Source organism: Streptomyces sp. NPDC012637 (genome assembly GCF_042954805.1).
GTDB lineage: Bacteria > Actinomycetota > Actinomycetes > Streptomycetales > Streptomycetaceae > Streptomyces.
The window spans coordinates 97,198-121,528 of the sequence record NZ_JBIBDS010000002.1; the positions used below are offsets into that span (position 1 = coordinate 97,198).

Sequence of the window (24,331 nt, forward strand, 5' to 3'; positions counted from 1 at the left end):
TACCGGAAGAAACGGCCTAGTGAGCCTTACCTCACAGGATCGGCGTCGCCCCCGCGTCTTACGCTGGAGTGCGCGCCGCCAACGGAGGCGGCGCCGCTGTCTGCCGAGTGAGGAATGGCCGCCGTCATGCCAGAGTTTGCGTACTCCGATCTGCTCCCCCTGGGAGAGGACACCACGCCCTACCGCCTGGTGACCTCCGAAGGCGTCTCCACCTTCGAGGCCGACGGCCGTACGTTCCTCAAGGTCGAGCCGGAGGCGCTGCGCAAGCTGGCCGCCGAGGCGATCCACGACATCCAGCACTACCTGCGCCCCGCGCACCTCGCCCAGCTGCGGAAGATCATCGACGACCCGGAGGCGTCGAGCAACGACAAGTTCGTCGCGCTCGACCTCCTGAAGAACGCGAACATCGCCGCCGCGGGCGTCCTGCCCATGTGCCAGGACACCGGCACCGCGATCGTCATGGGCAAGCGCGGCCAGAACGTGCTCACGCAGGGCCGCGACGAGGAGGCCCTGAGCAAGGGCGTCTACGACGCCTACACCAAGCTCAACCTGCGCTACTCGCAGATGGCCCCGGTGACCATGTGGGAGGAGAAGAACACCGGCTCGAACCTGCCCGCGCAGATCGAGCTGTACGCGACCGACGGCGGCGCGTACAAGTTCCTCTTCATGGCCAAGGGCGGCGGCTCCGCCAACAAGTCCTTCCTCTACCAGGAGACCAAGGCGGTCCTGAACGAGGCCTCCATGATGAAGTTCCTGGAGGAGAAGATCCGTTCGCTCGGTACGGCGGCCTGCCCGCCGTACCACCTGGCGATCGTCGTCGGCGGCACGAGCGCCGAGTTCGCCCTGAAGACCGCCAAGTACGCCTCCGCGCACTACCTGGACGAGCTGCCCACCGAGGGCTCGGCGGAGACCGGACACGGCTTCCGCGACAAGGAGCTGGAGGAGAAGGTCTTCGAGCTGACGCAGAAGATCGGCATCGGCGCGCAGTTCGGCGGCAAGTACTTCTGCCACGACGTGCGCGTGGTGCGCCTGCCCCGCCACGGCGCCTCGCTGCCCGTCGCGATCGCCGTGTCCTGCTCGGCCGACCGCCAGGCCGTCGCGAAGATCACCGCCGAGGGCGTCTTCCTGGAGCAGCTGGAGACCGACCCGGCGCGCTTCCTGCCGGAGACCACGGACGAGCACCTCGGGACCGAGGGCGACGTCGTGAAGATCGACCTCAACCAGCCCATGGACGAGATCCTGGCCGAGCTCACCAAGTACCCGGTCAAGACCCGCCTGTCGCTGACCGGCCCGCTGGTCGTGGCGCGTGACATCGCGCACGCCAAGATCAAGGAGCGCCTGGACGCGGGCGAGGAGATGCCGCAGTACCTGAAGGACCACCCGGTCTACTACGCGGGTCCGGCGAAGACCCCCGAGGGCTACGCCTCGGGCTCCTTCGGCCCGACGACGGCCGGCCGCATGGACTCGTACGTGGAGCAGTTCCAGGCGGCGGGCGGCTCGAAGGTCATGCTGGCCAAGGGCAACCGCAGCAAGCAGGTCACGGACGCCTGCGGCTCGCACGGCGGCTTCTACCTGGGCTCGATCGGCGGCCCGGCGGCCCGCCTCGCGCAGGACTGCATCAAGAAGGTCGAGGTCGTCGAGTACGAGGAGCTCGGCATGGAGGCGGTCTGGAAGATCGAGGTCGAGGACTTCCCGGCGTTCATCGTGGTGGACGACAAGGGCAACGACTTCTTCCAGAACCCGGCGCCGGAGCCGACGTTCACGCACATCCCGGTGCGGGGCCCCGGCCTCTGATCCCTGCTCCTCAGGGCTTCCCGACGCCCCTCGGTCCTCCGGGCCGGGGGGCGTTCGGCGTTCCCGTTCCTCCGGGCGACGTCGGTCTTCGCTCAGAAAGTCGCTACCGACCGGTAGCCTTCCGGCCACCTACTGGCCAGTATGGGTCGCGAGCATGTCAACCACTGAGCCGGTCGACCACTCGGGAGCCCCCCATGCCCTCCACCCCTCTCATCAGGCGTGCCACCGCCGGGACCACCGCCGTCCTCGGCCTGACGGCCCTCCTCGTCGTCGGGCCCGCGCCCGCCGCCTCCGCCTCCGATCCGGACGGCCACCACACCTCCACGGCCGCCATCCAAGACATCGACTACACGACCTGGCGCAAGGACGTGGCGGCCGTGGTCGCCGAGGCCCGCCCGTACATCGAGGAGCGCAGCGAGGACGCCGACGAGGAGAAGCAGGCGATCGTCCTCGACATCGACAACAGCTCCCTGGAGACCGACTTCCACCCCTTCTGGGAGCTGCCGACCCCGGCGATCCCCGAGATCCGCCAGCTCGTGCGCGACGCGCACGACCGCGGCGTGGCCGTCTTCTTCGTCACCGCCCGCCCGGGAATCATCTACTCCCTGACGGACTGGAACCTGAAGCAGGCCGGCTACCCCGTGAACGGGCTGTACGTGCGCTCGCTGCCCGATCTGTTCTCCGAGGTCAGCGCGTACAAGACGGCCAAGCGCGCGGAGATCGAGGCCAAGGGCTACACGATCATCGCGAACATCGGCAACAACACCACCGACCTGGTCGGCGGTCACGCCGAGCGCGCCTTCAAGCTGCCGGACTACGGCGGCAAGCTGTCGTAGTCCGGCAGTCGGCGGACGGCGTCAGGGCGGACGGGTTCAGGGCGGACGGGTTCAGGAGTGCCGCCGGGGACCGACGGCGTGTCTTCCGGATCCTGCCGGGGCCCGGCGCCCGGCCTGATCCGAAGGGACGCCCCCTAGCGGCTGATGTGGAACTCCAGTCGCGAGTAGTCCCCGTCGGGCGTCGAACGGATCCAGCCGCGCGCGTCCTTGAAGTCGCCGGTTCCGCCGGTGACGGCGATGTCGAACGCGGCGGGCGCCTCGTCCGAGGGGTCGAACGAGAGCAGGTTCTGGCCGGTGAGCTGGCCGCCGGGACCGCCGGTCAGGGCGAACGTGCCCACGCACATCAGGTCGTTCGGGTCGCCCGTGCGCACGACCGTGCAGGCCACGCCGTCCCGGCCGACCTTGTCGCCGCCCTTGGTCTTGTACAGGTCGTCGGCGAAGGCGAAGGAGTCCCCGACCTTGGGTGCCGGACCGCTCTCGTCGGCGCCCTGGACGGGGACTTCCTTCGAGTAGAGGGTGAACTCGAGCCCGTTGCTGCTCGCGGCGGCCGACGCCGGGGCGGCGGCTGCGAAGGTGACGGCCGCGATCGTCGCTGCACCGAGCGCGCCGGCCCTCCTGAAGCTGCGGTTCATGTCCTGCCTCCCGTGGGACGGCGGTTCCCCGAGGCCCGCCCACCATTGTCCGGCCCCTCACGGCGGGCCGCACCCCGTCGTGGATGATGAGCGCATGCCAGAGAGAGCACCGATACGTACGGCGGTCCCCGCCGCCCTGCTGGCGGCCGGACTGCTGCTGACCGGCTGCGGGACGGAGAAGGACCCGGCCGGTCCGCCGGCTCCCGCCTCCGGCCCGAGGAATTCCGCGCCCGCGGCCGGCGCGCAGGATTCCGCCCCTGCCGAGGGCGTCGCCGCCGCCGCGCCTGCCGGTGCGCTGGGCGGAGCCGGGACGGCCTGCGCCCTGCCGGTCACCTTCTCGCTCGCCGAGGACTGGAAGCCGAAGGCGATCGACGCGCCCGCGGACCCGGAGGTCGCCGACCTCCTCGAGGGGCTCTTCCGGCAGGGTCCGGCCACGGCGCTCTGCGAGGTGGACGCCAAGCCGGCCGGCAACATCGGCTTCCTGCGGGTGTGGTCGGCTCCGAAGGGCCCGTTGCGGTCCACGCTGGAGGCCTTCGTGAAGGCGGAGGACGGCTCCCGCGAGGCGGTCTACGCGGAGACGAAGGCGGGCGCGCTGCCCGCCGTCGAAGTGACGTACGCGGTCCACAGCGAAATCATGGAGGAGACGAGCGACAAGCGCGCCCTCGCCGTCGCGACCCCGAAGGGCGTGGTCATCGTCCACCTCGGCGGGCTCGACTCCGAGGAACACCGGGCGATGCTCCCGGCGTACGAGCTGGCGAAGTCGACGCTGAAGGTCTCGTGAACGGGCCGTGGCCCCCCGTCCCGCACCGGACGAGGGGCCACGGCGTTCCGTGGGGGCCTGGCCGTACGCGGCCTCGCGCGGCCCTCGGCCCTACGCGAACCGCTGGTTCGCGGAGCCGTCGCAGGCGCGCAGCCTGACCGGCTCCTTCGCCGCGCCCTGAGTGAGGCAGAGTCCGGTCGCCGCGGCCGGGCGGACGGTGGCGCCGTCGCGGACGAACTTCTGGTTGGCCGCGCCGCTGCAGTTCCAGACGATGAGCGCCTTGCCGGCCTCATAGGCCGCGCCGGGGACGTCCAGGCAGCGGTCCTGGGTGAGTTCGGTGTGCAGGGTGCCGCGGGCGGAGTCGTACCACCAGCCCTGGTTGCGGCCGCCGTGGCAGTCCCAGCCGAGCACGGCGGTGCCGTTGGCGGAGTCGGAGGCGTTCAGGTCCAGGCAGTTGCCGGTGGCCGCGTTCTTCAGCGGCCGGTACCCGTCGTCCCAGGCGAGCGGGAACAGCTTCGGGCTGCCGGAGGAGTCGACGTCCGCGCAACTCGCCTCGCGCAGTCCGGAGTCGTAGACCTGGGTGAGGCAGGACGCGAAGGCGCCGTGACCGCGGTAGTTCGGGTGGAACGACTGCCGGGCGGTGTTCTCGTCCCACGGGAAGTGGTCGGCCAGGTCCAGGTAGAGGCCGCGGGCCCAGGCGTCCTCCATGCAGACCTCGTGGCCGTGGAAGAGCCGCGAGTTGTCGAGGTACACGGCCCCGGTGTTGCGAGCCGCCGCGCGCATGCCCTTCTCGAAGGCCGGCACCGCGTGGTTGCGGCCCCACTTGGCGTCGGAGTCGTAGCCGGCGCAGCCGCCGGGGAGCTTGCCGGGGAAGTTCGGGTTGTCGTAGAAGTCGGGGCCGATGGGGCTCGGGTAGCCCATGACCACCAGCTTGTACGCGTCGTCCGCGTAGCCCGCGTCGCGCATCACGGTGCGCAGGTCGCCGATGGTGGCCTCGACCTTCGGGCGCAGTCCGTCGACGCGTGCCTGCCAGCCGGGGGCGTACTTCGGCTCGCAGGTGCCCTGGCTGAGGACCCATCGGGTCACGCAGTCGGTCATGACGGGGCCGAACTGCAGGTCGTCGTTGGCCCCGGCGACCAGCACGATCATCTTGATCCGGGTGTTGCGGGCCTTGATGGCCAGGCTGTCGCTCTGGACGAGCTCGTCCGCGTACTGCTTCGAGCCGCCGATGCGGATGTTCCCGGAGTACGCGCCGGAGCAGGCCACGTTGAAGGTGAGGTCCGCGGCGATCCCGGTCCGGTGGATCGCCGTGTCGGGCGAGCGGTGGCACTGGTTGGACGAGGTGTTCGTCGCCGGGTCGTAGTTGCCGACGCCCTCGCCGGAGATCTCGCTGTCGCCGAGGGAGATCAGCCCGCTCTTGCGCTGTGCGAGCGGACGCTCCTCGGGGCTTCCGTAGATCGTGGTGGCCTCGGCGGCCCGGATCGCCTCCAGCTCGGGGCGGAGCGGTACGGAGGTGATTCCGGCCGTGGTGCTCGTGTCGGCCGCTCCGGCGGGGGCGGCGGCCGTCATGCTGCCGAGGGCGGCCGCGGCAGCGGCGAGGGCCGCGACCGGCCAGCGGAGTCTGTACCTGGTGCGCGTCATTGCGCCTCCTGGAAGTGGGGTTACCCACGGTTTTTACTGGCCGGTAAGCGACTTGGGAATACGTCGAACAAGACAAGTGCTCATCTTTTTCGGGGGGTTCGGGGGTCGCCCCCGGAAGACCCAGCCGGGGGTTCGGGGCCCGCCCCCCGGAAGACACAGCTAGGAGTTGACGAACCATGAGCAACGAAGACGGCTACCGCACCGAGCACGACTCCATGGGCGAGGTCCGGGTCCCCGCCCACGCCAAATGGCGCGCGCAGACCCAGCGCGCGGTGGAGAACTTCCCGGTCAGCGGCCAGCGCCTGGAGCGCGCCCACATCGCGGCACTCGCCCGGATCAAGGCCGCGGCGGCGAAGGTCAACGCCGAGCTCGGCGTGCTGGACGCGGACGTCGCGCGGGCGGTCCAGGAGGCGGCGGAGGAGGTCGCCGACGGCCGCTGGGACGAGCACTTCCCGGTCGACGTCTTCCAGACCGGCTCCGGCACCTCCTCCAACATGAACACCAACGAGGTGCTCGCGACGCTCGCCACCGAACGCCTGGGCCGGGACGTGCACCCCAACGACCACGTGAACGCCTCGCAGTCGTCCAACGACGTCTTCCCCTCCTCCATCCACATCGCGGCCACCGCCGCCGTGACCCAGGACCTGATCCCGGCCCTCGATCACCTGACCGCTTCCCTGGAGCGGAAATCAGCCGAATTCGCGAGCGTCGTGAAGTCCGGCCGCACCCACCTCATGGACGCCACCCCGGTCACCCTCGGCCAGGAGTTCGGCGGCTACGCGGCCCAGGTCAGGTACGGGATCGAGCGGCTGCGCGCCGCGCTGCCCCGGCTCGCCGAACTGCCCCTCGGCGGCACCGCGGTGGGCACCGGCATCAACACCCCGCCCGGCTTCTCCGCCGCCGTCATCGCCGAGGTCGCCCGCGCCACCGGACTGCCGCTCACCGAGGCCCGCGACCACTTCGAGGCGCAGGGCGCCCGGGACGGCCTCGTCGAGACGTCCGGACAGCTCAGGACCATCGCCGTGTCGCTCACGAAGATCGCCAACGATCTGCGCTGGATGGCCAGCGGCCCGCGCACCGGGCTCGCCGAGATCAACCTGCCCGACCTCCAGCCGGGCTCCTCGATCATGCCGGGCAAGGTCAACCCGGTGATCCCCGAGGCCGTCCTCATGGTCGCCGCCCAGGTGACCGGAAACGACACCACGGTCGCGGTGGCCGGCGCCGCCGGGAACTTCGAGCTCAACGTCATGCTGCCGGTCATGGCCAAGAACCTGCTGGAATCCGTGCGCCTTCTGGCCAACGCCGCCCGGCTGCTCGCCGACCGCACCGTCGACGGGATCACCGCCAACGCCGAGCGGGCCCGCGAGTACGCGGAGTCCTCGCCGTCCGTCGTCACGCCCCTGAACAAGTACATCGGCTACGAGGAGGCCGCGAAGGTCGCCAAGAAGTCGCTGGCCGAGCGCAAGACCATCCGCGAGGTCGTCCTGGAGTCCGGCTACGTGGAGCGCGGCGACCTCACGCCGGAGCAGCTCGACGAGGCCCTCGACGTCCTGCGCATGACCCGCCCCTGACGTCGCTGACTGATCCGTGACCTTCACCGCAGCGGTGCCGGGGAGCCACCCCTAAGATCTGCGCATGACAGGATCCGGCCGCCCTCAGCACTGGGCGCCAGGGGATCACATCCTCTGGCGCTACCGCGACAACGGCACCGGCGACGTGCACATCTGCCGCCCGGTGACCGTGGTCCAGGACACCCCTGAGCTGCTCGCGGTCTGGATGGCGCCCGGAACCGAGTGCGTGAAACCGGTCCTGGCCGACGGCACGCCCGTCCACGAGGAGCCGCTGGCGACCCGCTACACGGCGCCGCGCACCACCGTCCGTGCCCACTGGCACGGCGCCGGCGTGCTGAAACTGGCCAGGCCCGGCGACCCGTGGTCGGTGTGGCTGTTCTGGGAGCGCGGCTGGCGCTTCCGCAGCTGGTACGTGAACCTGGAGGAGCCCCGTACCCGCTGGTCCGGCGGGATCGACTCCGAGGACCACTTCCTCGACATCTCCGTCTATCCCGACCGCAGCTGGCTGTGGCGGGACGAGGACGAGTTCGCCCAGGCCCAGCGGGCCGGCCTGATGGACCCGGCGCTGGCCGCCCGGGTCAAGGAGGCGGGCAGCGCCGCCGTCGAGCTGATCCGGGCCTGGGGGCCGCCGTTCTCGGACGGCTGGGAGGACTGGCGTCCCGACCCGGCCTGGCCGGTCCCCGAACTGCCCGCCGACTGGGATCGCACTACGGCGCACACGGCTCCATGAGACTCTTGATGCGCCCCCCGGGTGCAAACGTAGGATCGTCCTCCGCAAGTCGGTCGACCGGACCCGACCGCACCCGATCGATCCGACAGCACGTCATACACCCGGCACGGCGCAGGAACTGACCACACGTCATCCAGATTGCTTCATGAGGGGGAAGAGCAGTGCCGGACCCGTGCGCGGACGCCCCGCCCCCCTCCTCCACATCGACCTCGTGCCGGTGGTTTAGCCCCGCCGAAGGCGCGGCATCGGCGAGAAGAGCGCGTGCAACGCACCACCGGCCCGGACGGACGGAATCCCAGGCGTGACGGAGCATCCCACCTCCCACGAAGGCCGCAAGGCGATGGCCGACCGGCCGCAGGAACGCACCCGCCCCCGTCAGGAGACGGCGGCGACGCCCGCGGCCGCCGTCGCCGTGCCCGCACCCGCGCCCGGTGGCGGCGGCACGGCGGGCCCCGACGGTGCTGCGGCGCGCCGCGAGGGCGAGCGGCTGCGGTTCGTGGGCGCCGCGACCCGGCGGATCGCGCGCGGCCTCGACCTCGACGAGATCGTGCTCGGCCTGTGCCGGGCGACCGTCCCCACCTTCTCCGACGCGATCCTGGTCTATCTGCGCGACCCGCTGCCGGTGGGCGACGAGCGGCCCGCCGAGCCGTTCGTGCTGCGGCTCCGCCGCACGGACCGGCTGCGGTTAGCGGACGTGGAGGGCGAGGAACTGGTCCTCGTGCCCGACCCCGATCCGACGCCCGCGGCGGAACTGTGCGAGGTCCGCTCGGGCGGCGCGCTGGCCGAGGTGCTGCGCGGGGTGCGTCCGGTGCCGGGCGACTCGCCCGCCGCCCGCGCCGCGCTGCCGGAGCTGCTCGGCCCGGACCACCCGGTGCCCGGCGGGCAGCGGGCGATACTGGCGCCGCTGCGGGGGCGGCGCCGGGTGATCGGCGCGGCGGTGTTCCTGCGCCGCCCCGAGCGGGCCGGCTTCGAGCCGAACGACCTGCTCGTGGCGGCCCAGTTGGCGACCCACACGGCGCTCGGCATCGACAAGGCCGTGCTGTACGGGCGCGAGGCGTACATCGCGGACGAGCTGCAGCGCACCATGCTGCCCGACTCGCTGCCGCAGCCGACCGGCGTGCGGCTGGCATCGCGCTACCTGCCGGCGGCCGAGACGGCCCGGGTGGGCGGCGACTGGTACGACGCGATCCCGCTGCCCGGCAGCCGGGTCGCCCTGGTCGTCGGCGACGTCATGGGCCACTCCATGACCTCGGCGGCGATCATGGGCCAGCTGCGCACCACCGCGCAGACCCTGGCCGGGCTCGACCTGCCCCCGCAGGAGGTGCTGCACCACCTGGACGAGCAGGCCCAGCGGCTCGGCGAGAACCGCATGGCCACTTGCATGTACGCGGTGTACGACCCGGTCTCGCACCGGATCACCATCGCCAACGCCGGCCATCCGCCGCCGATACTGCTGCACCTGGGCGGCCGGGCCGAGGTGCTCCGGGTGCCGCCGGGCGCGCCGATCGGCGTGGGAGGCGTGGACTTCGAGGCGGTGGAGCTGGACGCGCCGGCCGGTGCCACGCTGCTGCTCTACACGGACGGCCTGGTGGAGTCCCGGCTGCGTGACGTGTGGACGGGCATCGAGCAGCTGCGGGAACGGCTCGCGGCGACGGCCCAGTTGACCGGGCCGGACCACTCGCCTCCGCTGGAGGCGCTGTGCGACGACGTGCTCGACATGCTCGGCCCGGGCGACCGGGACGACGACATCGCGCTGCTCGCGGCCCGCTTCGACGGGATCGCGCCGAGCGACGTGGCGTACTGGTTCCTGGAACCGGAGGACGCGGCCCCCGGCCGGGCCCGCCGGCTCGCCCGGCGGGCGCTCGCACGCTGGGACCTGGAGGACCTGACGGACTCGGTGGAGCTGCTCATCAGCGAGGTCGTCACCAACGCGGTGCGGTACGCGGAGCGCCCGGTGACGCTGCGGCTGCTCAAGACGGACGTGCTGCGCTGCGAGGTCGGCGACGACTCGCCGCAGCTGCCGCGGCAGCGGCGGGCGCGGGACACCGACGAAGGCGGGCGCGGGCTCTTCCTGGTGAACAGGCTGGCCCGGCGCTGGGGCGCGACGCGGCTCTCGGGCGGCAAGGTGGTGTGGTTCGAGCTGGCCACGCGCTGACTTCACGTTCGGCTACGACGAAGGCCGGAGCCCCTTCGGGCTCCGGCCTTCGTCGTCGTCACCGGTCCGGTGTCACTGGCCTCCTCGGCCGCCGTCGATGAATCCGGCGTCCCCGTCCGGAGTGGGCACGATCGTCGGCTCGGTCGTCTTCGAGGGCGTCGGCTCCGGAGGGGTCGTCGCGGTCGACGTGGGCGGCTGCGTCGGCGTGGTTCCGGTCGGCGTCGGCGGCTGCGTCGGCGTGCTGGTGTCCTCGCTCTCCGTCGGGGTCGGCGACGGCGAGCCGGTGGTGGCGCTCGGCGTCGGGACGCTGTCGCCGCCCGAGGTGCCGTCGGTCTCCAGGTCGAAGGTGGCGTCGGAGCCGCCGCCGAGCGCGGAGGTGGTGTACGCGCCCCAGATCTGGGCCGGGGTGCGGCCGCCGTTGGCGCGGCCCGGGTTGATGGTGTCGGTCAGGGTGACCTGGTTGCCCTTGGCGTCCTCGCCGAAGAGGCCGACGGCGGTGACGAGTTCGGGCGTGTAGCCGACGAACCAGGCCGAGCGGTTGTTCTCGGAGGTACCGGTCTTGCCGGCCGCCTGGTAGTCGCCGGCGGCGCGGAAGCCGGAGCCGGACTGGACGACGCCCTGCATGGCCTTGGTGGTGGTGTCGGCGGCCTCGCGGCTGATGACGCGCTCGCCGATGGACTTCACCGGGTCGGCCTTGCGGTCCTTGTGCTCGGCGGACTTCACGAGGGTCGGGGTGACCTTGACGCCGTGGTTGTCCAGGGTGGCGTAGGCGCCGGCCATGTCCATGGTGGAGGCGCCCATGACGCCGAGCGACATGGCGGGGGTGGCTCCGAAGTCCTGGCCGTCCTTCATGCCGAGGGCGAGGGCGGTCTGCTTGGCCTTGGTGGGGCCGACGTCCACGATCATCTGGGCGTAGACCGAGTTGATCGAGTTGTTGGTGGCCTTCTGGACGGTGACCGGGCCGTAGCTCTGGTTGTCCTCGTTCTCCGGGGCGAAGGCGATGGCGCTGCCCACGACCGGGCGCTTGCTGGTGCCGTCGTAGACCGTGCCGAGGCCGATCTTCCGGCCGTCCTGGGTCTCGGCGCCGTTGTCGAGCGCGGAGGCGAGGACGAGCGGCTTGAAGGTCGAGGCGGGCTGGTAGTCGCGCCGGGTGGCGTTGTTGGTCCAGTGCTCGGTGGCGCCGACGCCGCCGTACATGGCGACGACCGCGCCGGTCTTCGGGTCGACGGAGGTGGCGCCGGCCTGGACGGTGGCCTGCTTCTTGTCGCCCTTGCGGTCGATCTTGTCCTCGAGCTGCTTGTCGACGGCCTTGACCAGGGCCTTCTGCTTCTTCTCGTCGATGTTGAGGGTGATCGTCCAGCCGCCGGCCTTGAGGTCCTCCTCGCTGACGCCCTGGCGCATGAGCTCCTGGTTGGCGGCCTCGACGATGTAGCCGCTCTGGCCGCTCAGGCCCTTGGGGGCCTTGGGCTTCTGCGGGGCCGGGAACTTCAGTCCGGCGCGCTTGCCGGCGTCCAGCCACCCTTCCTCGACCATGTTGTCGAGGACGTAGTTCCAGCGCTGCTCGACCAGCTTGCGGCCCTCGGGGCCCGCGGAGGTCCAGTCGTACTGGCTGGGGGCCTGGAGCACGGAGGCGAGGTAGGCGCCCTGGCCGACGGTGAGCCTGGTCGCGTCCACGCCGTAGTAGGCCTGGGCGGCGGCCTGGATGCCGTAGGCGTTGCGGCCGTAGTAGCTGGTGTTCATGTAGCCGGCGAGGATCTCCGGCTTGGACATGTTCCGGTCGACCTTGAGCGCGATGACCATTTCCTTGAGCTTGCGCGTCGCGGTCTGGTCCTGGCTCAGGTAGTAGTTCTTGACGTACTGCTGGGTGATCGTCGAACCACCCTGCTTGCCCTTGCCGGTGAGGGTGTTCCAGGCGGCGCGGGCGGTGCCCTTGATGTCGACGCCGTTGTCCTTGTAGAAGGTCTTGTTCTCCGCGGCGACGAAGGCCCGCTGGACGTCGAGCGGCACCTTGTCCAGGCCCACGATCTCGCGGTTGATCTTGCCCGTGCGGGCGAGCACCTTGCCGTTCGCGTACTTGTAGACGTTGCTCTGGAGGGTCGCGTCCGCGTTGGCCGACGGCACCGGCACCATCAGGTAGAGCACGTAGAAGGCGCCCATGACGAGCAGGCAGCCCACCAGGAACGTGCCCAGGAGTTTCTTCCAGGTGAAGAGGCGGCGTATCCGCCCGCCCTTCTTCGCCTGGCCCTTGCCGTTCCCCATGTCCGCGTTCGCTCCGCTCGTCGTCGAATCAGCTCAGAAAGCTAACACCGCCCAATACGACAAAGGGCGATCGATCCGGCATTTCAGGGCGTGAGAATCAGCACCCACTCCCGACGGAACCGACGCTCCAGAGGCGGAGATGGTTGTGTGCCTCCGGTCACAGCCCTTTCGTTCGAGGGGTGTCACCCGCCCGCGGGGTTCCCCCGGGCGGCCCCCTCCCGGCCTATACATCGTGCGTATACACCCGGTGTACAGTGACCGGCATGTCCATCGGTCACACCCTCCTCGGACTCCTGGAGTCCGGCCCGCGCCACGGCTACGACCTCAAGCGGGCCTTCGACGAGCGCTTCGGCCACGACCGGCCGCTGCACTACGGGCAGGTCTACTCGACCATGTCCCGGCTCCTGAAGAACGGCCTCGTCGAGGTCGACGGCATCGAGGCCGGCGGCGGCCCCGAGCGCAAGCGGTACGCCATCACCGAGGCCGGCATCACCGACGTCGAGCACTGGCTGGCCACCCCCGAGAAGCCGGAGCCGTACCTGCAGTCCACGCTCTACACCAAGGTCGTCCTCGCCCTGCTCACCGGGCGCGGCGCCGCCGAGATCCTGGACTCGCAGCGCTCCGAGCACCTGCGGCTGATGCGCGAGCTCACCCGGCGCAAGAAGGACGGCGACCTCGCCGACCAGCTCATCTGCGACCACGCCCTGTTCCACCTGGAGGCCGACCTGCGCTGGCTCGAGCTCACCGCCGCCCGCCTGGACCGGCTCGCCGAGGAGATCCGCCGATGACCGCCGCACCCCTGCTCAGGGCGAGCGGGCTCGACAAGGCGTACGGGCCGACGCCCGCCCTCGCCGGCGCCGACTTCGGCCTGCGGGCCGGCGAGGTCGTCGCCGTGATGGGGCCCTCCGGATCCGGCAAGTCCACCCTGCTGCACTGCCTCGCCGGCATCGTCCGCCCCGACGCCGGCACCATCCACTACGACGGACGCGAGCTCACCGCCATGACCGACGGAGAGCGCAGCGCCCTGCGCCGCTCCGACTTCGGCTTCGTCTTCCAGTTCGGCCAGCTGGTGCCCGAACTGACCTGCGTCGAGAACGTCGCCCTGCCGCTGCGCCTCAACGGCGAGCGGCGCAAGGACGCCGAGCGACGGGCCCGCGAGTGGCTGGAACGCCTGGAGGTCGAGGACGTGGCCGCGAAGCGCCCCGGCGAGATCTCCGGCGGCCAGGGCCAGCGGGTCGCCGTGGCCCGCGCGCTCGTCACCGCCCCGCGGGTGATCTTCGCCGACGAGCCGACCGGCGCGCTCGACTCCCTCAACGGCGAGCGCGTCATGTCACTGCTGACCGACGCCTCGCGCGACACCGGCGCCGCCGTCGTCCTGGTCACCCACGAGGCGCGGGTCGCCGCCTACTCCGACCGCGAGATCGTGGTCCGCGACGGCTCCGTACGGGACACGGAGTGGGCGGCATGAGCGTGCGGAGCTGGACCCGCGACCTGGCGTTCGGCGCGCGCTTCGCCGTCACCGGCGGCCGCGGCGGATGGCTCCGCACGACCCTGACCGCGACCGGCATCGGCCTCGGCGTGGCCCTGCTGCTCGTCGCCGCCTCCATGCCGAACATGCTGTTCCAGCGCGAGGTGCGCGAGTCGGCCCGCTCCGTCGACGCCAGCGAGCCGGTGGAGCGGCCCGGTCCGGAGACCTTTCTCTACGCGGACCAGTCCACGCTCTACCGCGGCGACACGATCACCGGGCTCCTGCTGCAGCCCGACGGCGGCAGCCCCGCGCTCCCGCCGGGGGCGGCGAAGGTGCCCGCCCCCGGCGAGATGCTGGTCTCCCCCGCCCTCCGCGAGCTGCTCGACTCCGCCGACGGCGCGCTCCTGCGCGAACGCCTCCCGTACGAGGTCATCGGCACCCTCGGCGACGCGGGGCTGATCGGCCCCGCCGAACTGCGCTACGTCGCCGGCACGGACATCCTCGCGACCGGCGACCGCGACGGGCGCGGGGAGCGCTACGGCTGGTCGGTGCCCGGGGAGCCGATGAACGCGTTCCTCCTCCTGCTCGTCGTCATCGCCTGCGTCGTCCTGCTGCTGCCGGTCCTGGTCTTCGTCGCGACCGCCGTCCGCTTCGGCGGCGAGCAGCGTGACCGGCGGCTCGCCGCGCTCCGGCTCGTCGGCGCCGACACCGCCATGACACGGCGGATCGCGGCCGGCGAGTCCCTGGCCGGCGCGCTGCTCGGACTCGCCGTCGGCGCCGGGTTCTTCGCCGCGGCCCGGCAGTTGGCCGGCACCGTGCAGATCTGGGACGTCAACGCGTTCCCGTCCGACGTGTCCCCGGTGCCCTGGCTCGCCGCCGTGATCGTCGCGGCCGTGCCGGTCTCGGCCGTCCTGGTCAGCCTCTTCGCGCTGCGCGGGGTGGCCATCGAACCGCTCGGCGTGGTCCGCACCGCCACCCCGGGGCCACGCCGGCTGATCTGGCGGCTGCTCCTCGTGACCGCCGGTGCCGCCGTGCTCGTCCCGGCCGTCGGCGGCGTCGAGGTCAGTGGCACCGAGATCGACACCGTGGGCATCGCCTCCGGTGCCACGCTCGCCCTGATCGGACTCACCACCCTGCTGCCCTGGCTGGTGGAGGCCCTGGTGAAGCCGCTGCGCGGCGGCCCGGTGGCCTGGCAGCTCGCCACCCGCAGGCTCCAGCTGAGCAGCGGCACCGCCGCCCGTACCGTCAGCGGCATCGTCGTCGCCGCGGCGGGCGCGATCGCCCTGCAGATGCTGTTCCAGGCGATGCAGAACGACTTCATGCGGCCCACGAACATGGACACCGCCCGCGCCCAGCTGGAGACCAGGGTCGGCGCCAGGAGCGCCGACGACGCCCGCCGGGCCATCGACGCGCTGTCGCGGACGAAGGGCGTCACGTCGGTGGTCGGCACCATCGAGTCGAACGTGTGGCGCCCCGGCCCGCCGGAGAAGGGCGAGGACTTCGCCCCGATCACCTCGATCGCCGTCGGCGACTGCTCCTCCCTGAAGGAGTTCGCCCGGCTGCCCTCGTGCACGGACGGCGACGTCTTCGTCGTCCTCGCCCACGGCGAGGACGCCGCCCCGGACGACGCCTGGGTGGCCCGGACCGCCAAGCCCGGCGCGCGGGTGGCCCTGCGCGACCCGCAGACCCACCAGGGCGGGGCGCTGCCGACCTGGCGCATCCCGGAGTCGGCCCGCACGGTCGACGCGCGCCTCGACCCCATGGGCCAGGTCCGGTTCGGCGTCATGGCCACCCCGAAGGCCATCGACGCAGCCCGGCTCGACTCTCCCGAGGCCGGGGCCATGATCCGCGTCGACCCGGCGGTGCCCGACGCCGCCGAGCACGTACGGAACACGGTCGCCGCCCTCGACCCGCTGACCCGGGTACAGACCCTGCAGGACTTCGAGCGCGACGCCCAGTTCTCCAGCGTCCGCACCGGGATCATGGTCGGCGCCACCCTCACCATGCTGCTCGTGTCGGTGTCGCTGCTGGTCACGACCCTGGAACAACTGCGGGAGCGCAAGCGCCTGCTGTCCTCGCTGGTCGCCTTCGGCACCCGCCGCTCCACCCTCGGCTGGTCGGTGCTCTGGCAGACGGCCGTGCCGATCGTCCTGGGCCTGGCCCTGGCGGTGGCCGGCGGACTCGCCCTGGGGCTGGTCCTGCTGCGGATGATCGGCAAGCGGGTCGAGGACTGGTGGGTCTTCCTGCCGGTCGCCGGGGTCGGCGCGGCGCTGATCGCCCTGGTGACCCTTCTGAGCCTGCCGCTGCTGTGGCGGCTCATGCGGGCCGACGGACTCAGGACGGAATAGCGCCCGCCGGGACGATCCGTACCGGAAGACGCCTCATCGCTTCCCGGAGGGAGCCCGCCAGTTCCTCGAACTCGGACTGGCGGGCCGCTCCCGTCCGCATCGCGAGCGCGATCCGCCGGGTCGGCGCCGGATCGGCGAAGTCCCCGGTGAACAGGGCGGAGTCGCGGGCGGTCTCGACCTTCACCGCGGTGCGCGGCAGCAGGGTCACGCCGAGGCCTCCGGCGACCAGCTGCACCAGCGTCGACAGGCCCGCCGCGGTGGTGGTGACCGGCGCGCCCTCGGTGCGCCCGGCCTCCCGGCAGATGTCGAGGGCCTGGTCGCGCAGGCAGTGGCCCTCGTCGAGCAGCAGCAGCTTGAGCTCCCTGAGCGCCTCGCGCGGGATGTCGGCCCGCCCCGCCAGCGCATGCCCCTCGGGCGCGACGAGGACGAAGTCCTCGTCGAACAGGGGAAGTTCGGTGACACCCGGGACGCCGAGCGGCACCGCGAGCAGCAGCAGGTCGAGCCGGCCCGCCGCCAGCCCCTCCAGCAGCGAGGAGGTCTGCTCCTCGTGCACCTGGAGGTCGAGCTCCGGATAGCGGGTGTGCACGAGGCGCAGCACCGTCGGCAGCAGATAGGGCGCGACCGTGGGGATCACCCCGAGCCGCAGCACTCCCGTGAACGGCGCCTGCGCCGCCTCCGCCTCCTCCATCAGCTCGCCCACGGCGTCGAGCACGGCGTGCGCGCGCACCGCGAGCCGCTCCCCCGCGGGCGAGAGCAGTACCTTGCGCGTCGTACGCTCGAGGAGCTGGACACCGAGTGCCTCTTCGAGAGCCGAAACCGCGCCCGAGAGCGCGGGCTGGCTCATCCCGATGGCCGCCGCCGCGTCACGGAAGTGCAGATGCTCCGCGACCGCCGCAAATGCTCTGAGCTGGGAAAGGCTGGGCTGCTTCACCCGCCGCACTGGAACCACTGATAACCACCTTCGATCAACCCGACCGAGTCTAGCTATTTCACTGATCAATGCACCCCGTGCCAGGATGTGAGACGTCCAACCCCTCACGGAAGACCCCAAAAGGGATCCTTCCGACCCTGCAAGGAGAGCGCGTGCTCACTGTCGGTGACCAGTTCCCCACCTACGACCTGACCGCCTGCGTGTCGCTGGAGAGCGGCAAGGAGTTCGAGCAGATCAACCACAAGTCCTACGAGGGCAAGTGGCGCGTGGTGTTCTTCTGGCCGAAGGACTTCACCTTCGTCTGCCCGACCGAGATCGCGGCGTTCGGCAAGCTGAACGACGATTTCGCCGACCGCGACGCCCAGATCCTCGGTGTCTCGGGTGACTCCGAGTTCGTCCACCACGCCTGGCGCAAGGACCACGCCGACCTGCGTGACCTGCCCTTCCCGATGCTCGCCGACTCGAAGCACGAGCTCATGCGCGACTGCGGCGTCGAGGGCGAGGACGGTTTCGCCCAGCGTGCCGTGTTCGTGGTCGACCCGAACAACGAGATCCAGTTCGTCATGGTGACCGCCGGCTCCGTCGGCCGTAACCCCAAGGAGGTCCTGCGGGTCCTCGACGCCCTGCAGACCGACGAGCTGTGCCCCTGCAACTGGAACAAGGGCGAGGACACCCTCGACGCCGCCGCGCTCCTGGCCGGTGAGTGAGCATGGCTCTCGATGAGCTGAAGGCCGCCGTACCGGACTTCGCCAAGGACCTGAAGCTGAACCTCGGTTCGGTGATCGGCAACAGCGAGCTCCCGCAGCAGCAGCTGTGGGGCACGGTGCTCGCCTGCGCCATCGCCTCCCGTTCGCCCAAGGTCCTCAGGGAGCTGGAGCCCGAGGCCCAGGCGAACCTGAAGCCGGAGGCGTACCAGGCCGCCAAGTCGGCCGCCGCGATCATGGCGATGAACAACGTCTTCTACCGGACCCGGCACCTGCTGTCGGACCCGGAGTACGGGACGATGCGCGCCGGTCTGCGGATGAACGTCATCGGCAACCCGGGTGTCGAGAAGGTCGACTTCGAGCTGTGGTCGCTGGCCGTGTCCGCGATCAACGGCTGCGGCCAGTGCCTGGACTCGCACGAGCAGGTCCTGCGCAAGGCCGGTGTCGACCGCGAGACGATCCAGGAGGCCGTGAAGATCGCCGCGGTCATCCAGGCCGTCGCCGTGACGCTGGACGCCGAGGCGGTCCTGGCCGAGTAGTTCCGGCCCGTACCGCGACACGTACGACGAAGGGCCCCGGGGTTCACGGAACCCCGGGGCCCTTCGGCACGCGCGGGCGGCGGCTCAGCCCTTGAGCGCCGTCATCAGCTGCCGCATGTCCTCGACGAGATACGTCCGCATGGCGGCCGGGTCCAGCTGCGGCGGCTCGACGGGACTGTTCGTGTCCTCGTCGAAGTCGTCCGTCGGCCGGAGGGACATGGACAGGACGGCCTGCCCGTCCAGGACGGTCAGCGAGTTCTCCTCGTACGCGCCGCCGAAGTAGGCGACCTCCCCGACGCCGGAGATCCGCTCACCGCCGCCCAGCAGCTGCGGGTCCTCCCGGACGGCCTCGAACTCCGGTCCCGGGTCGGTCACCCGGTGCAGGTCGTAGGAGATGTGCAGCGTGTACATGATCGGCTTGGACGCCAGGGTGACGCTGCAGCTCCACTCGAACAGGGCGGGGTGGTCCACCTTCAGCGGCTCGTCCGCCGACACTCCCTTGGGCCCGAACGCCGCGGCCAGACCGTCGAGACGCGCCGCCTGGCAGGGGTCACGGTCGGTGCGGTAGCCGCCGAGGTCGGGAGCGCCGTCCGGCCCGTACGCGTAGAGCCCGCCCGCCCACACCGCCGAGGCGACCACCGCGCCGCCCAGCGCCCACGGCCAGGGACGCCGGGCGCGGGGAGCGCCCGGGCCCTCCCCCGCGGCGGGCGGTGGCGGGTGCGGGAGCGGCGGGCCGACGGGGTCGGGGAAGCCTCCGCCGCCGACGAGTTCGGGCTCGGAGATCACGCCTCTCCTCCCGGGAGCCGCCCGAGCGCGCCGGGCGCCGGGGTGGGCGCCACCTCGTACGCGGTCGCGCCGCGCGGCTCGGGTGCGGCGCGCAGGGCCTGTTCGCCGCTGTAGGCGCGGAGGTAGCCGACGACCGTGTTGGCGACGGCGACGAGCGGGACGGCGACGACGGCGCCGCCGATGCCGGCGGTCAGTCCGCCGGCCGCGACCGCGAGGACGACGGCGAGCGGGTGGACCCGCACGGCCCGGCCGAGGATGAACGGCTGGAGGACGTGGCCCTCGATCTGCTGCACGGCGAGCACGACCACGAGCACCATCAGGGCGGTGAACACGCCGTTGGTGACGAGAGCGACGACGCACGCGAGGGCGCCGGAGACGACGGCGCCGACGAGCGGGATGAACGCGAAGAGGAAGATGAACACGGCGAGCGGCACGGCCATCGGCACGTCGAGGAACCACAGGCCGAGGCCGATGAACACGGCGTCGATCAGGGCGACGAGCACCGTGCCGCGGACGTACGCGGTGAGGGTGCGCCAGGCGCGCGGGCCGGCGCCGGCGACGCCGGGCCTGGCTTGGGCGGGCACCAGCTTGAGGGTCCACTCCCAGACCTTCTTCCCGTCGTAGAGCAGGAAGAGGGTGGAGAACATGGCGAGCAGGATGCCGGTGAGCGCCTCGACGACCACGGTCACGCCCTGGAGCCCGGCGGAGGTGATCTGCTCGGCGTTGGCGCCGATGGTGTCGCTGAGGTTCTTGGCGATGTCGTTGATCTGCTGCTCGGTGACGTGGAAGGGGCTGTCGAGGAGCCAGCGCTTGAGCTCCTCGATGCCGTCCTTGACGCGGTCGGACAGGCTGTCGATGTTGTCCATCACCTGCCAGACCACGAACCAGCCGACCAGACCCATGATCACGAAGCCGGAGACGGCGGTGACGGCGGTGGCGAGCCCGCGCGGCAGGCCCTTGCGGCGCAGCAGGGCGACGGTGGGCTGGAGCAGCGCGGTGATGAGCAGGGCGGCGACGAAGGCGAGGACGACCAGCTGGACGGAGCTGATCACCTTCATCAGCACCCAGACGGTGCCGGCGAGGACGAGCAGCCGCCAGCCGGCCTCGGCGGCGACCCGCATGCCCCACGGGATCGCGGCGACGGGGTCGGGCCGGGCGGCGACGGCCGGCGCGTAGGCGGGCGGCGCGGGTACGGACGCGGGCTCGACCGACGCCGGTTCGACGAACGTCGGCTCGACGGACGCCGTCGCGGAGGCCGGAGCGGGCGCGGGTTCCGGGGCCGGCGCGGGTGCCGGGGCGGGCGCGGGGGTGGTCTTCGGCGCGGTGTGCGCCTCCGGTTCGGGGGCCGCGGACGGCGGTCCGAGGAGCACGGAGTCGCGCTCGGCCTCCGCCCGGCGTTCGTCAAGGCGTTCGCCCATACGGCTCAGACCGTCACCGAGCCGGTGCAGCCATCCTGGCAGTCTCGACATGCTCTTCCCTCTCCCCCCTCGGGCCCTCGAACCTACACCCCGCGCACGCGTGAGCCCCCCACCGAAGGACGGCGAGGGGCTTCACGGGGTTGAGCGGGGCCGGTACGGATACCGGGCGCGGCTCCTAGTACCAGCGGTTGGCCTGCCAGAACGACCAGGCGCCACAGGGGCTGCCGTAGCGGCCGTCCATGTAGCTGAGGCCCCACTTGATCTGGGTGGCCGGGTTGGTCTGCCAGTCGGCGCCGGCGGACGACATCTTCGAGCCGGGCAGGGCCTGGACGAGACCGTACGCACCCGAGGAGGGGTTGGTCGCGCGGTAGTTCCAGCCGGACTCGTGGTCCACGATGTTGCTGAAGCACTGGAACTGGTCCGCCGGGATCATCTGCCGGGCGATGGCCTTGACCTCGGCGATGGTGTACGAACCCTGGGCGGAGAAGGTCGAGGCGTCACGCAGGGCGGACCGGTTGGCGCGCTCCTCGGCCTCCTTGCGCTCCTTCTCGGCCTTGTCGGCCGCTTCCTTCTTGGCCTCGGCGTCCTTGGCGGCCTGGATGCGGGCGGCTTCCTCGGCGGACTTGCGCGCGAGGGAGTCGGCGGCGGCGGCCTGGACGTCGGCCTGCTCCGCGAGGGAGGAGACCTGTACCTGGGCCTGCTCGCCCGCGGGAATGTCCGCGAGCAGCGTCGTGTCGGCCGCGGTGGCCTCGAAGTTGTCGTCCGAGGCCTGCGCCGCGTTGCCCGAGGCAACACCGACGACGGCGCCGACAGTGGTGACCGCAGTGGCCGAAGCCACCGCGAATCCCCGGACCGAGATCCGGCTCACACGGTTTCCTTCCAGCATCGCCCGCACAGGTGACCACGCGGGCGAAATCTTGCCCCTGGCGCTGGTCTCCGAACTGCTGGGTCACAGAAGACACGGGCCCGTGGTGCTGTGGGCGGCATACGGCGAACGGCTGTTGAGTTGTGTGGTGCAGCACCTCTGGAGGTGCACGTGTGCCGTATGCGGGGCCTGACGGAAGCAAGACTTTGCCGGACGGCAACGCCGCAAGGCAATTCCGCGTTGCGTGTGAAAGCTCACACCTGGGTGGGCGCACGGGATTTGGCCGATACAGCGGACAGCGCGGCGCCGCCCGGCTAAGCTCTCGCGCTTTGCCGGGCGGCGCCAACTCCTTTGCCCCACAAGGGGGCAGATCAGGTCAGATGTGACCATCCTCCAGCATTTCGGTCACGAGCGCGGCGATCTGCGAACGCTCGGAACGGGTCAGCGTGACGTGGGCGAACAGCGGATGACCCTTCAGCTTCTCCACCACGGCGACTACCCCGTCGTACCGGCCGACCCTCAGGTTGTCGCGCTGGGCGACGTCATGGGTCAGCACCACCCGGGAATTCGCCCCGATCCGGGACAGAACGGTCAACAGCACGTTCCGCTCGAGGGACTGGGCCTCGTCGACGATGACGAACGCGTCGTGCAGCGAGCGGCCCCGGATGTGGGTGAGCGGCAGCACCTCCAGCATCCCGCGGCTCAGCACCTCCTCGATCACCTCACGGCCCGCCACGGCCGAGAGGGTGTCGAACACCGCCTGCGCCCACGGGCTCATCTTCTCGGCCTCGGTGCCCGGCAGATAGCCGAGCTCCTGCCCGCCCACCGCGTACAGCGGACGGAAGACCATCACCTTCTGGTGCTGACGGCGCTCCAGGACCGCCTCCAGGCCCGCGCACAGCGCGAGCGCCGACTTTCCGGTGCCGGCCCTGCCGCCCATCGACACGATGCCGATGTCCGGGTCGAGCAGCAGGTCGAGCGCGATCCGCTGCTCGGCGCTGCGGCCGCGGATGCCGAAGGCCTCCCGGTCGCCGCGGACCAGCCGCACCGAGCCGTCGGAGGCGACCCGGCCGAGCGCCTTGCCGCGCTCGGACTGCAGCACGAGACCGGTGTGCACGGGCAGCTCGGCCGCCTCCGGCACGTACAGCGTCTCCTGGTCGTAGAGGAGGTCGATCTGGTCGGCGGACAGGCCGACTTCGGACATTCCGGTCCAGCCGGAGTCCGTGATCGCGAGCTCCGCCCGGTACTCCTCGGCGAGCAGGCCGACCGAGGACGCCTTGATCCGCAGCGGCAGGTCCTTGGAGACGACCGTGACGTCGTACCCCTCGGCCTGGAGGTTGCGCGCGACCGCGAGGATCCGCGAGTCGTTGTCCCCGAGCCGGTATCCGGCCGGAAGGACACCGGGGTCCGAGTGGTTGAGCTCGACGCGCAGGGTGCCGCCCAGGTCCCCGATGGGGAGCGGGGCGTCCAGCCGCCCGTAGCGCACCCGGAAGTCGTCGAGGAGGCGCAGCGCCTGCCGCGCGAAGTAGCCGAGCTCGGGGTGGTGGCGCTTGGCCTCCAGCTCGGTCACGACGACGATCGGGAGCACCACTTCGTGCTCCTCGAACCGGGACATCGCCTTGGGGTCGGCCAGCAGGACGCTGGTGTCGAGAACATAGGTGCGCCTGTCGGACAAGCGGCGCTTAGTGCTGGTCACCACGGAAGGACAGACCCCCTTCGAGGACCCCTGAGAGGTCGGGGTTGCGACAGGTCCGCCCCGGCGGAAGAGCGATGGGCGGAACCGCTGTCACGGCGGAATGGGACCGGGCTCTGGCCACGATGCGCGGGCCGAGCACCGGCCCTCCGCTTCGTCCGTGCATGTCCTGCACGGTCGTCCTGGTGCAAAGGGCCTCCCGGGTGGCGGTCTCCGTGCCGCTCACTTCACCTGGGATATGCCCTCGAACACGTGCCGTCATGCCATGGCATATGACGGCGGGTTCGTGAACGGAGGGTGACGTACGTTCCGGAGGGGGCGTCAGGCCCCGTCAGTTGCCGAAACGGCGGTGCCGGGCCGCGTAGTCGCGCAGCGCACGCAGGAAGTCGACCTTGCGGAAGGCCGGCCAGTGCACCTCGCAGAAGTAGTACTCGGAGTGCGCGCTCTGCCACAGCATGAACCCGGAGAGGCGCTGCTCGCCGCTGGTGCGGATCACCAGGTCCGGGTCGGGCTGGCCGCGCGTGTAGAGGTGCTCGGAGATGTGCTCGACGTCGACGATCTCCGCCAGCTCCTCGAAGCTGGTGCCGCGCTCGGCGTGCTCCAGGAGCAGCGAGCGGACCGCGTCCGCGATCTCCTGGCGGCCGCCGTAGCCCACGGCGACGTTCACGAGTATCCCGGTGTTGTCCAGGGTGGCCTGCTCGGCCTCCTTCAGGACGGACTGGGTGCGGGCGGGCAGCAGGTCGAGGGTGCCGACGTGGTGCACCCGCCAGCGGCCGTCGGCGGCGAGCGCCCGGACCGCGTCCTCGATGATGGCGAGCAGCGGGACCAGCTGCTCCTCGGGGCGGTTCAGGTTGTCGGTGGAGAGCATCCAGAGCGTCACGACCTCGACGTCGGTCTCGGCGCACCAGCCGAGCAGCTCCTGGATCTTGTCCGCGCCGGCCTTGTGACCCTGCTCGGGGGTACCGCCGGAGGCCTTGGCCCAGCGCCGGTTGCCGTCGAGGATGACGCCGATGTGCTTGGGCACCTGGGCGTGGTCGAGGCGGCCTTCCACCCGGCGTGCGTAGAGCCCGTACACCAGGTCGCGCAGGTTCACTGTTCTTTACCCCTCCATGCAGTGTCGGCCCCCGAAGCCGCCACATTACTGCGGAGGGGTGACCGGCTCCCAGCCCGGGACTGTCACAAGTCCGTGATAAGCAGAGAT

Annotated in this window: 20 protein-coding genes; 11 read left to right on the top strand and 9 right to left on the bottom strand. The window is 71.4% G+C overall.

Annotated features, from left to right (window positions below; genetic code table 11):
• Positions 1 to 126: 126 nt before the first annotated feature.
• The gene (locus ACFY8W_RS08520) at positions 127 to 1,794 is read left to right on the top strand and encodes a FumA C-terminus/TtdB family hydratase beta subunit (RefSeq protein WP_391102028.1); all 1,668 of its coding nucleotides are present in this window, start codon (positions 127 to 129) and stop codon (positions 1,792 to 1,794) included.
• 194 nt (positions 1,795 to 1,988) lie between these two features.
• Positions 1,989 to 2,630, top strand: a complete 642-nt coding sequence (locus ACFY8W_RS08525; protein WP_391102030.1) for an HAD family acid phosphatase — start codon at positions 1,989 to 1,991, stop codon at positions 2,628 to 2,630.
• Positions 2,631 to 2,764: 134 nt separating this feature from the next.
• On the opposite strand, the gene ACFY8W_RS08530 is transcribed toward ACFY8W_RS08525, so the two are convergent.
• Complete coding sequence (locus tag ACFY8W_RS08530; protein WP_391102032.1) at positions 2,765 to 3,262, bottom strand: hypothetical protein; 498 nt, start codon at positions 3,260 to 3,262, stop codon at positions 2,765 to 2,767.
• 94 nt (positions 3,263 to 3,356) lie between these two features.
• Here ACFY8W_RS08530 and ACFY8W_RS08535 point away from each other — a divergent pair, with 94 nt between their 5' ends.
• On the top strand, positions 3,357 to 4,043 hold the full coding sequence (locus ACFY8W_RS08535) for a lipoprotein (RefSeq protein WP_391102035.1): 687 nt from the start codon (positions 3,357 to 3,359) through the stop codon (positions 4,041 to 4,043).
• A gap of 90 nt (positions 4,044 to 4,133) precedes the next feature.
• Here ACFY8W_RS08535 and ACFY8W_RS08540 read toward each other — a convergent pair whose 3' ends face one another.
• Positions 4,134 to 5,663, bottom strand: a complete 1,530-nt coding sequence (locus ACFY8W_RS08540; protein WP_391102038.1) for a ricin-type beta-trefoil lectin domain protein — start codon at positions 5,661 to 5,663, stop codon at positions 4,134 to 4,136.
• 176 nt (positions 5,664 to 5,839) lie between these two features.
• On the opposite strand from ACFY8W_RS08540, the gene ACFY8W_RS08545 reads away from it, so the two are divergent.
• The 3 genes from ACFY8W_RS08545 (at position 5,840) to ACFY8W_RS08555 (ending at position 10,119) form a co-directional block, all read left to right on the top strand.
• Entirely contained in the window at positions 5,840 to 7,234 is a 1,395-nt protein-coding gene (locus ACFY8W_RS08545; RefSeq protein WP_391102040.1) for an aspartate ammonia-lyase, read from the top strand.
• Positions 7,235 to 7,298: 64 nt separating this feature from the next.
• The gene (locus ACFY8W_RS08550) at positions 7,299 to 7,964 is read left to right on the top strand and encodes a DUF402 domain-containing protein (RefSeq protein ID WP_391102042.1); all 666 of its coding nucleotides are present in this window, start codon (positions 7,299 to 7,301) and stop codon (positions 7,962 to 7,964) included.
• 301 nt (positions 7,965 to 8,265) lie between these two features.
• On the top strand, positions 8,266 to 10,119 hold the full coding sequence (locus ACFY8W_RS08555; RefSeq protein ID WP_391102044.1) for a SpoIIE family protein phosphatase: 1,854 nt from the start codon (positions 8,266 to 8,268) through the stop codon (positions 10,117 to 10,119).
• Positions 10,120 to 10,191: 72 nt separating this feature from the next.
• Here ACFY8W_RS08555 and ACFY8W_RS08560 read toward each other — a convergent pair whose 3' ends face one another.
• The gene (locus ACFY8W_RS08560; RefSeq protein WP_391102046.1) at positions 10,192 to 12,378 is read right to left on the bottom strand and encodes a transglycosylase domain-containing protein; all 2,187 of its coding nucleotides are present in this window, start codon (positions 12,376 to 12,378) and stop codon (positions 10,192 to 10,194) included.
• A gap of 263 nt (positions 12,379 to 12,641) precedes the next feature.
• Between ACFY8W_RS08560 and ACFY8W_RS08565 the strand changes: the two genes are divergently transcribed.
• Genes ACFY8W_RS08565 through ACFY8W_RS08575 form a run of 3 tightly spaced genes read left to right on the top strand, consistent with a single transcriptional unit; the run spans position 12,642 to position 16,194 of the window.
• Positions 12,642 to 13,166: a helix-turn-helix transcriptional regulator gene (locus tag ACFY8W_RS08565; RefSeq protein WP_391102048.1), complete on the top strand. Its 525-nt coding sequence runs from the start codon at positions 12,642 to 12,644 to the stop codon at positions 13,164 to 13,166.
• A complete protein-coding gene (locus ACFY8W_RS08570; RefSeq protein WP_391102051.1) occupies positions 13,163 to 13,846 on the top strand; it encodes an ATP-binding cassette domain-containing protein in 684 nt (227 codons plus the stop codon). The genes ACFY8W_RS08565 and ACFY8W_RS08570 overlap by 4 nt, the downstream gene beginning before the upstream one ends.
• Entirely contained in the window at positions 13,843 to 16,194 is a 2,352-nt protein-coding gene (locus ACFY8W_RS08575; RefSeq protein ID WP_391102054.1) for an FtsX-like permease family protein, read from the top strand. Before ACFY8W_RS08570 ends, ACFY8W_RS08575 begins: the two co-directional genes overlap by 4 nt.
• On the opposite strand, the gene ACFY8W_RS08580 is transcribed toward ACFY8W_RS08575, so the two are convergent.
• Entirely contained in the window at positions 16,181 to 17,125 is a 945-nt protein-coding gene (locus tag ACFY8W_RS08580) for a LysR substrate-binding domain-containing protein (RefSeq protein WP_391102056.1), read from the bottom strand. The genes ACFY8W_RS08575 and ACFY8W_RS08580 overlap by 14 nt on opposite strands.
• Positions 17,126 to 17,277: 152 nt before the next feature.
• On the opposite strand from ACFY8W_RS08580, the gene ACFY8W_RS08585 reads away from it, so the two are divergent.
• Both ACFY8W_RS08585 and ACFY8W_RS08590 read left to right on the top strand, forming a co-directional pair.
• Positions 17,278 to 17,832, top strand: coding sequence for a redoxin domain-containing protein (locus ACFY8W_RS08585; protein ID WP_391102059.1), 555 nt, complete (start codon positions 17,278 to 17,280; stop codon positions 17,830 to 17,832).
• Positions 17,833 to 17,834: 2 nt separating this feature from the next.
• Positions 17,835 to 18,368 (top strand): carboxymuconolactone decarboxylase family protein, encoded by a 534-nt coding sequence (locus ACFY8W_RS08590; protein WP_391102062.1) that lies wholly within the window; start codon positions 17,835 to 17,837, stop codon positions 18,366 to 18,368.
• A gap of 84 nt (positions 18,369 to 18,452) precedes the next feature.
• Here the strand turns inward: ACFY8W_RS08590 and ACFY8W_RS08595 are convergent, their stop codons facing one another.
• From ACFY8W_RS08595 to ACFY8W_RS08615, 5 genes are all read right to left on the bottom strand, one after another.
• Positions 18,453 to 19,154 carry a hypothetical protein gene (locus ACFY8W_RS08595; protein ID WP_391102065.1) on the bottom strand — a complete coding sequence of 234 codons (702 nt, stop codon included), beginning with the start codon at positions 19,152 to 19,154 and terminating at the stop codon, positions 18,453 to 18,455.
• Positions 19,151 to 20,623 (bottom strand): AI-2E family transporter, encoded by a 1,473-nt coding sequence (locus tag ACFY8W_RS08600; RefSeq protein ID WP_391102066.1) that lies wholly within the window; start codon positions 20,621 to 20,623, stop codon positions 19,151 to 19,153. Before ACFY8W_RS08600 ends, ACFY8W_RS08595 begins: the two co-directional genes overlap by 4 nt.
• 124 nt (positions 20,624 to 20,747) lie before the next feature.
• Entirely contained in the window at positions 20,748 to 21,440 is a 693-nt protein-coding gene (locus ACFY8W_RS08605; RefSeq protein WP_391102069.1) for a transglycosylase SLT domain-containing protein, read from the bottom strand.
• A 373-nt stretch (positions 21,441 to 21,813) separates the two neighbouring features.
• On the bottom strand, positions 21,814 to 23,136 hold the full coding sequence (locus ACFY8W_RS08610) for a PhoH family protein (protein WP_391102071.1): 1,323 nt from the start codon (positions 23,134 to 23,136) through the stop codon (positions 21,814 to 21,816).
• A gap of 325 nt (positions 23,137 to 23,461) precedes the next feature.
• The gene (locus ACFY8W_RS08615; protein WP_384418715.1) at positions 23,462 to 24,223 is read right to left on the bottom strand and encodes an isoprenyl transferase; all 762 of its coding nucleotides are present in this window, start codon (positions 24,221 to 24,223) and stop codon (positions 23,462 to 23,464) included.
• Between the last annotated feature and the right edge of the window lie 108 nt (positions 24,224 to 24,331).

What these genes read in the sequence shown, in the direction of transcription:
- ACFY8W_RS08520 (WP_391102028.1), top strand. Translation starts at nt 127, where the DNA reads ATGCCAGAGTTTGCGTACTCCGATCTGCTCCCCCTGGGAGAGGACACC.
- ACFY8W_RS08525 (WP_391102030.1), top strand. Translation starts at nt 1,989, where the DNA reads ATGCCCTCCACCCCTCTCATCAGGCGTGCCACCGCCGGGACCACCGCC.
- ACFY8W_RS08530 (WP_391102032.1), bottom strand. Translation starts at nt 3,262, where the DNA reads ATGAACCGCAGCTTCAGGAGGGCCGGCGCGCTCGGTGCAGCGACGATC.
- ACFY8W_RS08535 (WP_391102035.1), top strand. Translation starts at nt 3,357, where the DNA reads ATGCCAGAGAGAGCACCGATACGTACGGCGGTCCCCGCCGCCCTGCTG.
- ACFY8W_RS08540 (WP_391102038.1), bottom strand. Translation starts at nt 5,663, where the DNA reads ATGACGCGCACCAGGTACAGACTCCGCTGGCCGGTCGCGGCCCTCGCC.
- ACFY8W_RS08545 (WP_391102040.1), top strand. Translation starts at nt 5,840, where the DNA reads ATGAGCAACGAAGACGGCTACCGCACCGAGCACGACTCCATGGGCGAG.
- ACFY8W_RS08550 (WP_391102042.1), top strand. Translation starts at nt 7,299, where the DNA reads ATGACAGGATCCGGCCGCCCTCAGCACTGGGCGCCAGGGGATCACATC.
- ACFY8W_RS08560 (WP_391102046.1), bottom strand. Translation starts at nt 12,378, where the DNA reads ATGGGGAACGGCAAGGGCCAGGCGAAGAAGGGCGGGCGGATACGCCGC.
- ACFY8W_RS08565 (WP_391102048.1), top strand. Translation starts at nt 12,642, where the DNA reads ATGTCCATCGGTCACACCCTCCTCGGACTCCTGGAGTCCGGCCCGCGC.
- ACFY8W_RS08570 (WP_391102051.1), top strand. Translation starts at nt 13,163, where the DNA reads ATGACCGCCGCACCCCTGCTCAGGGCGAGCGGGCTCGACAAGGCGTAC.
- ACFY8W_RS08575 (WP_391102054.1), top strand. Translation starts at nt 13,843, where the DNA reads ATGAGCGTGCGGAGCTGGACCCGCGACCTGGCGTTCGGCGCGCGCTTC.
- ACFY8W_RS08590 (WP_391102062.1), top strand. Translation starts at nt 17,835, where the DNA reads ATGGCTCTCGATGAGCTGAAGGCCGCCGTACCGGACTTCGCCAAGGAC.
- ACFY8W_RS08600 (WP_391102066.1), bottom strand. Translation starts at nt 20,623, where the DNA reads ATGTCGAGACTGCCAGGATGGCTGCACCGGCTCGGTGACGGTCTGAGC.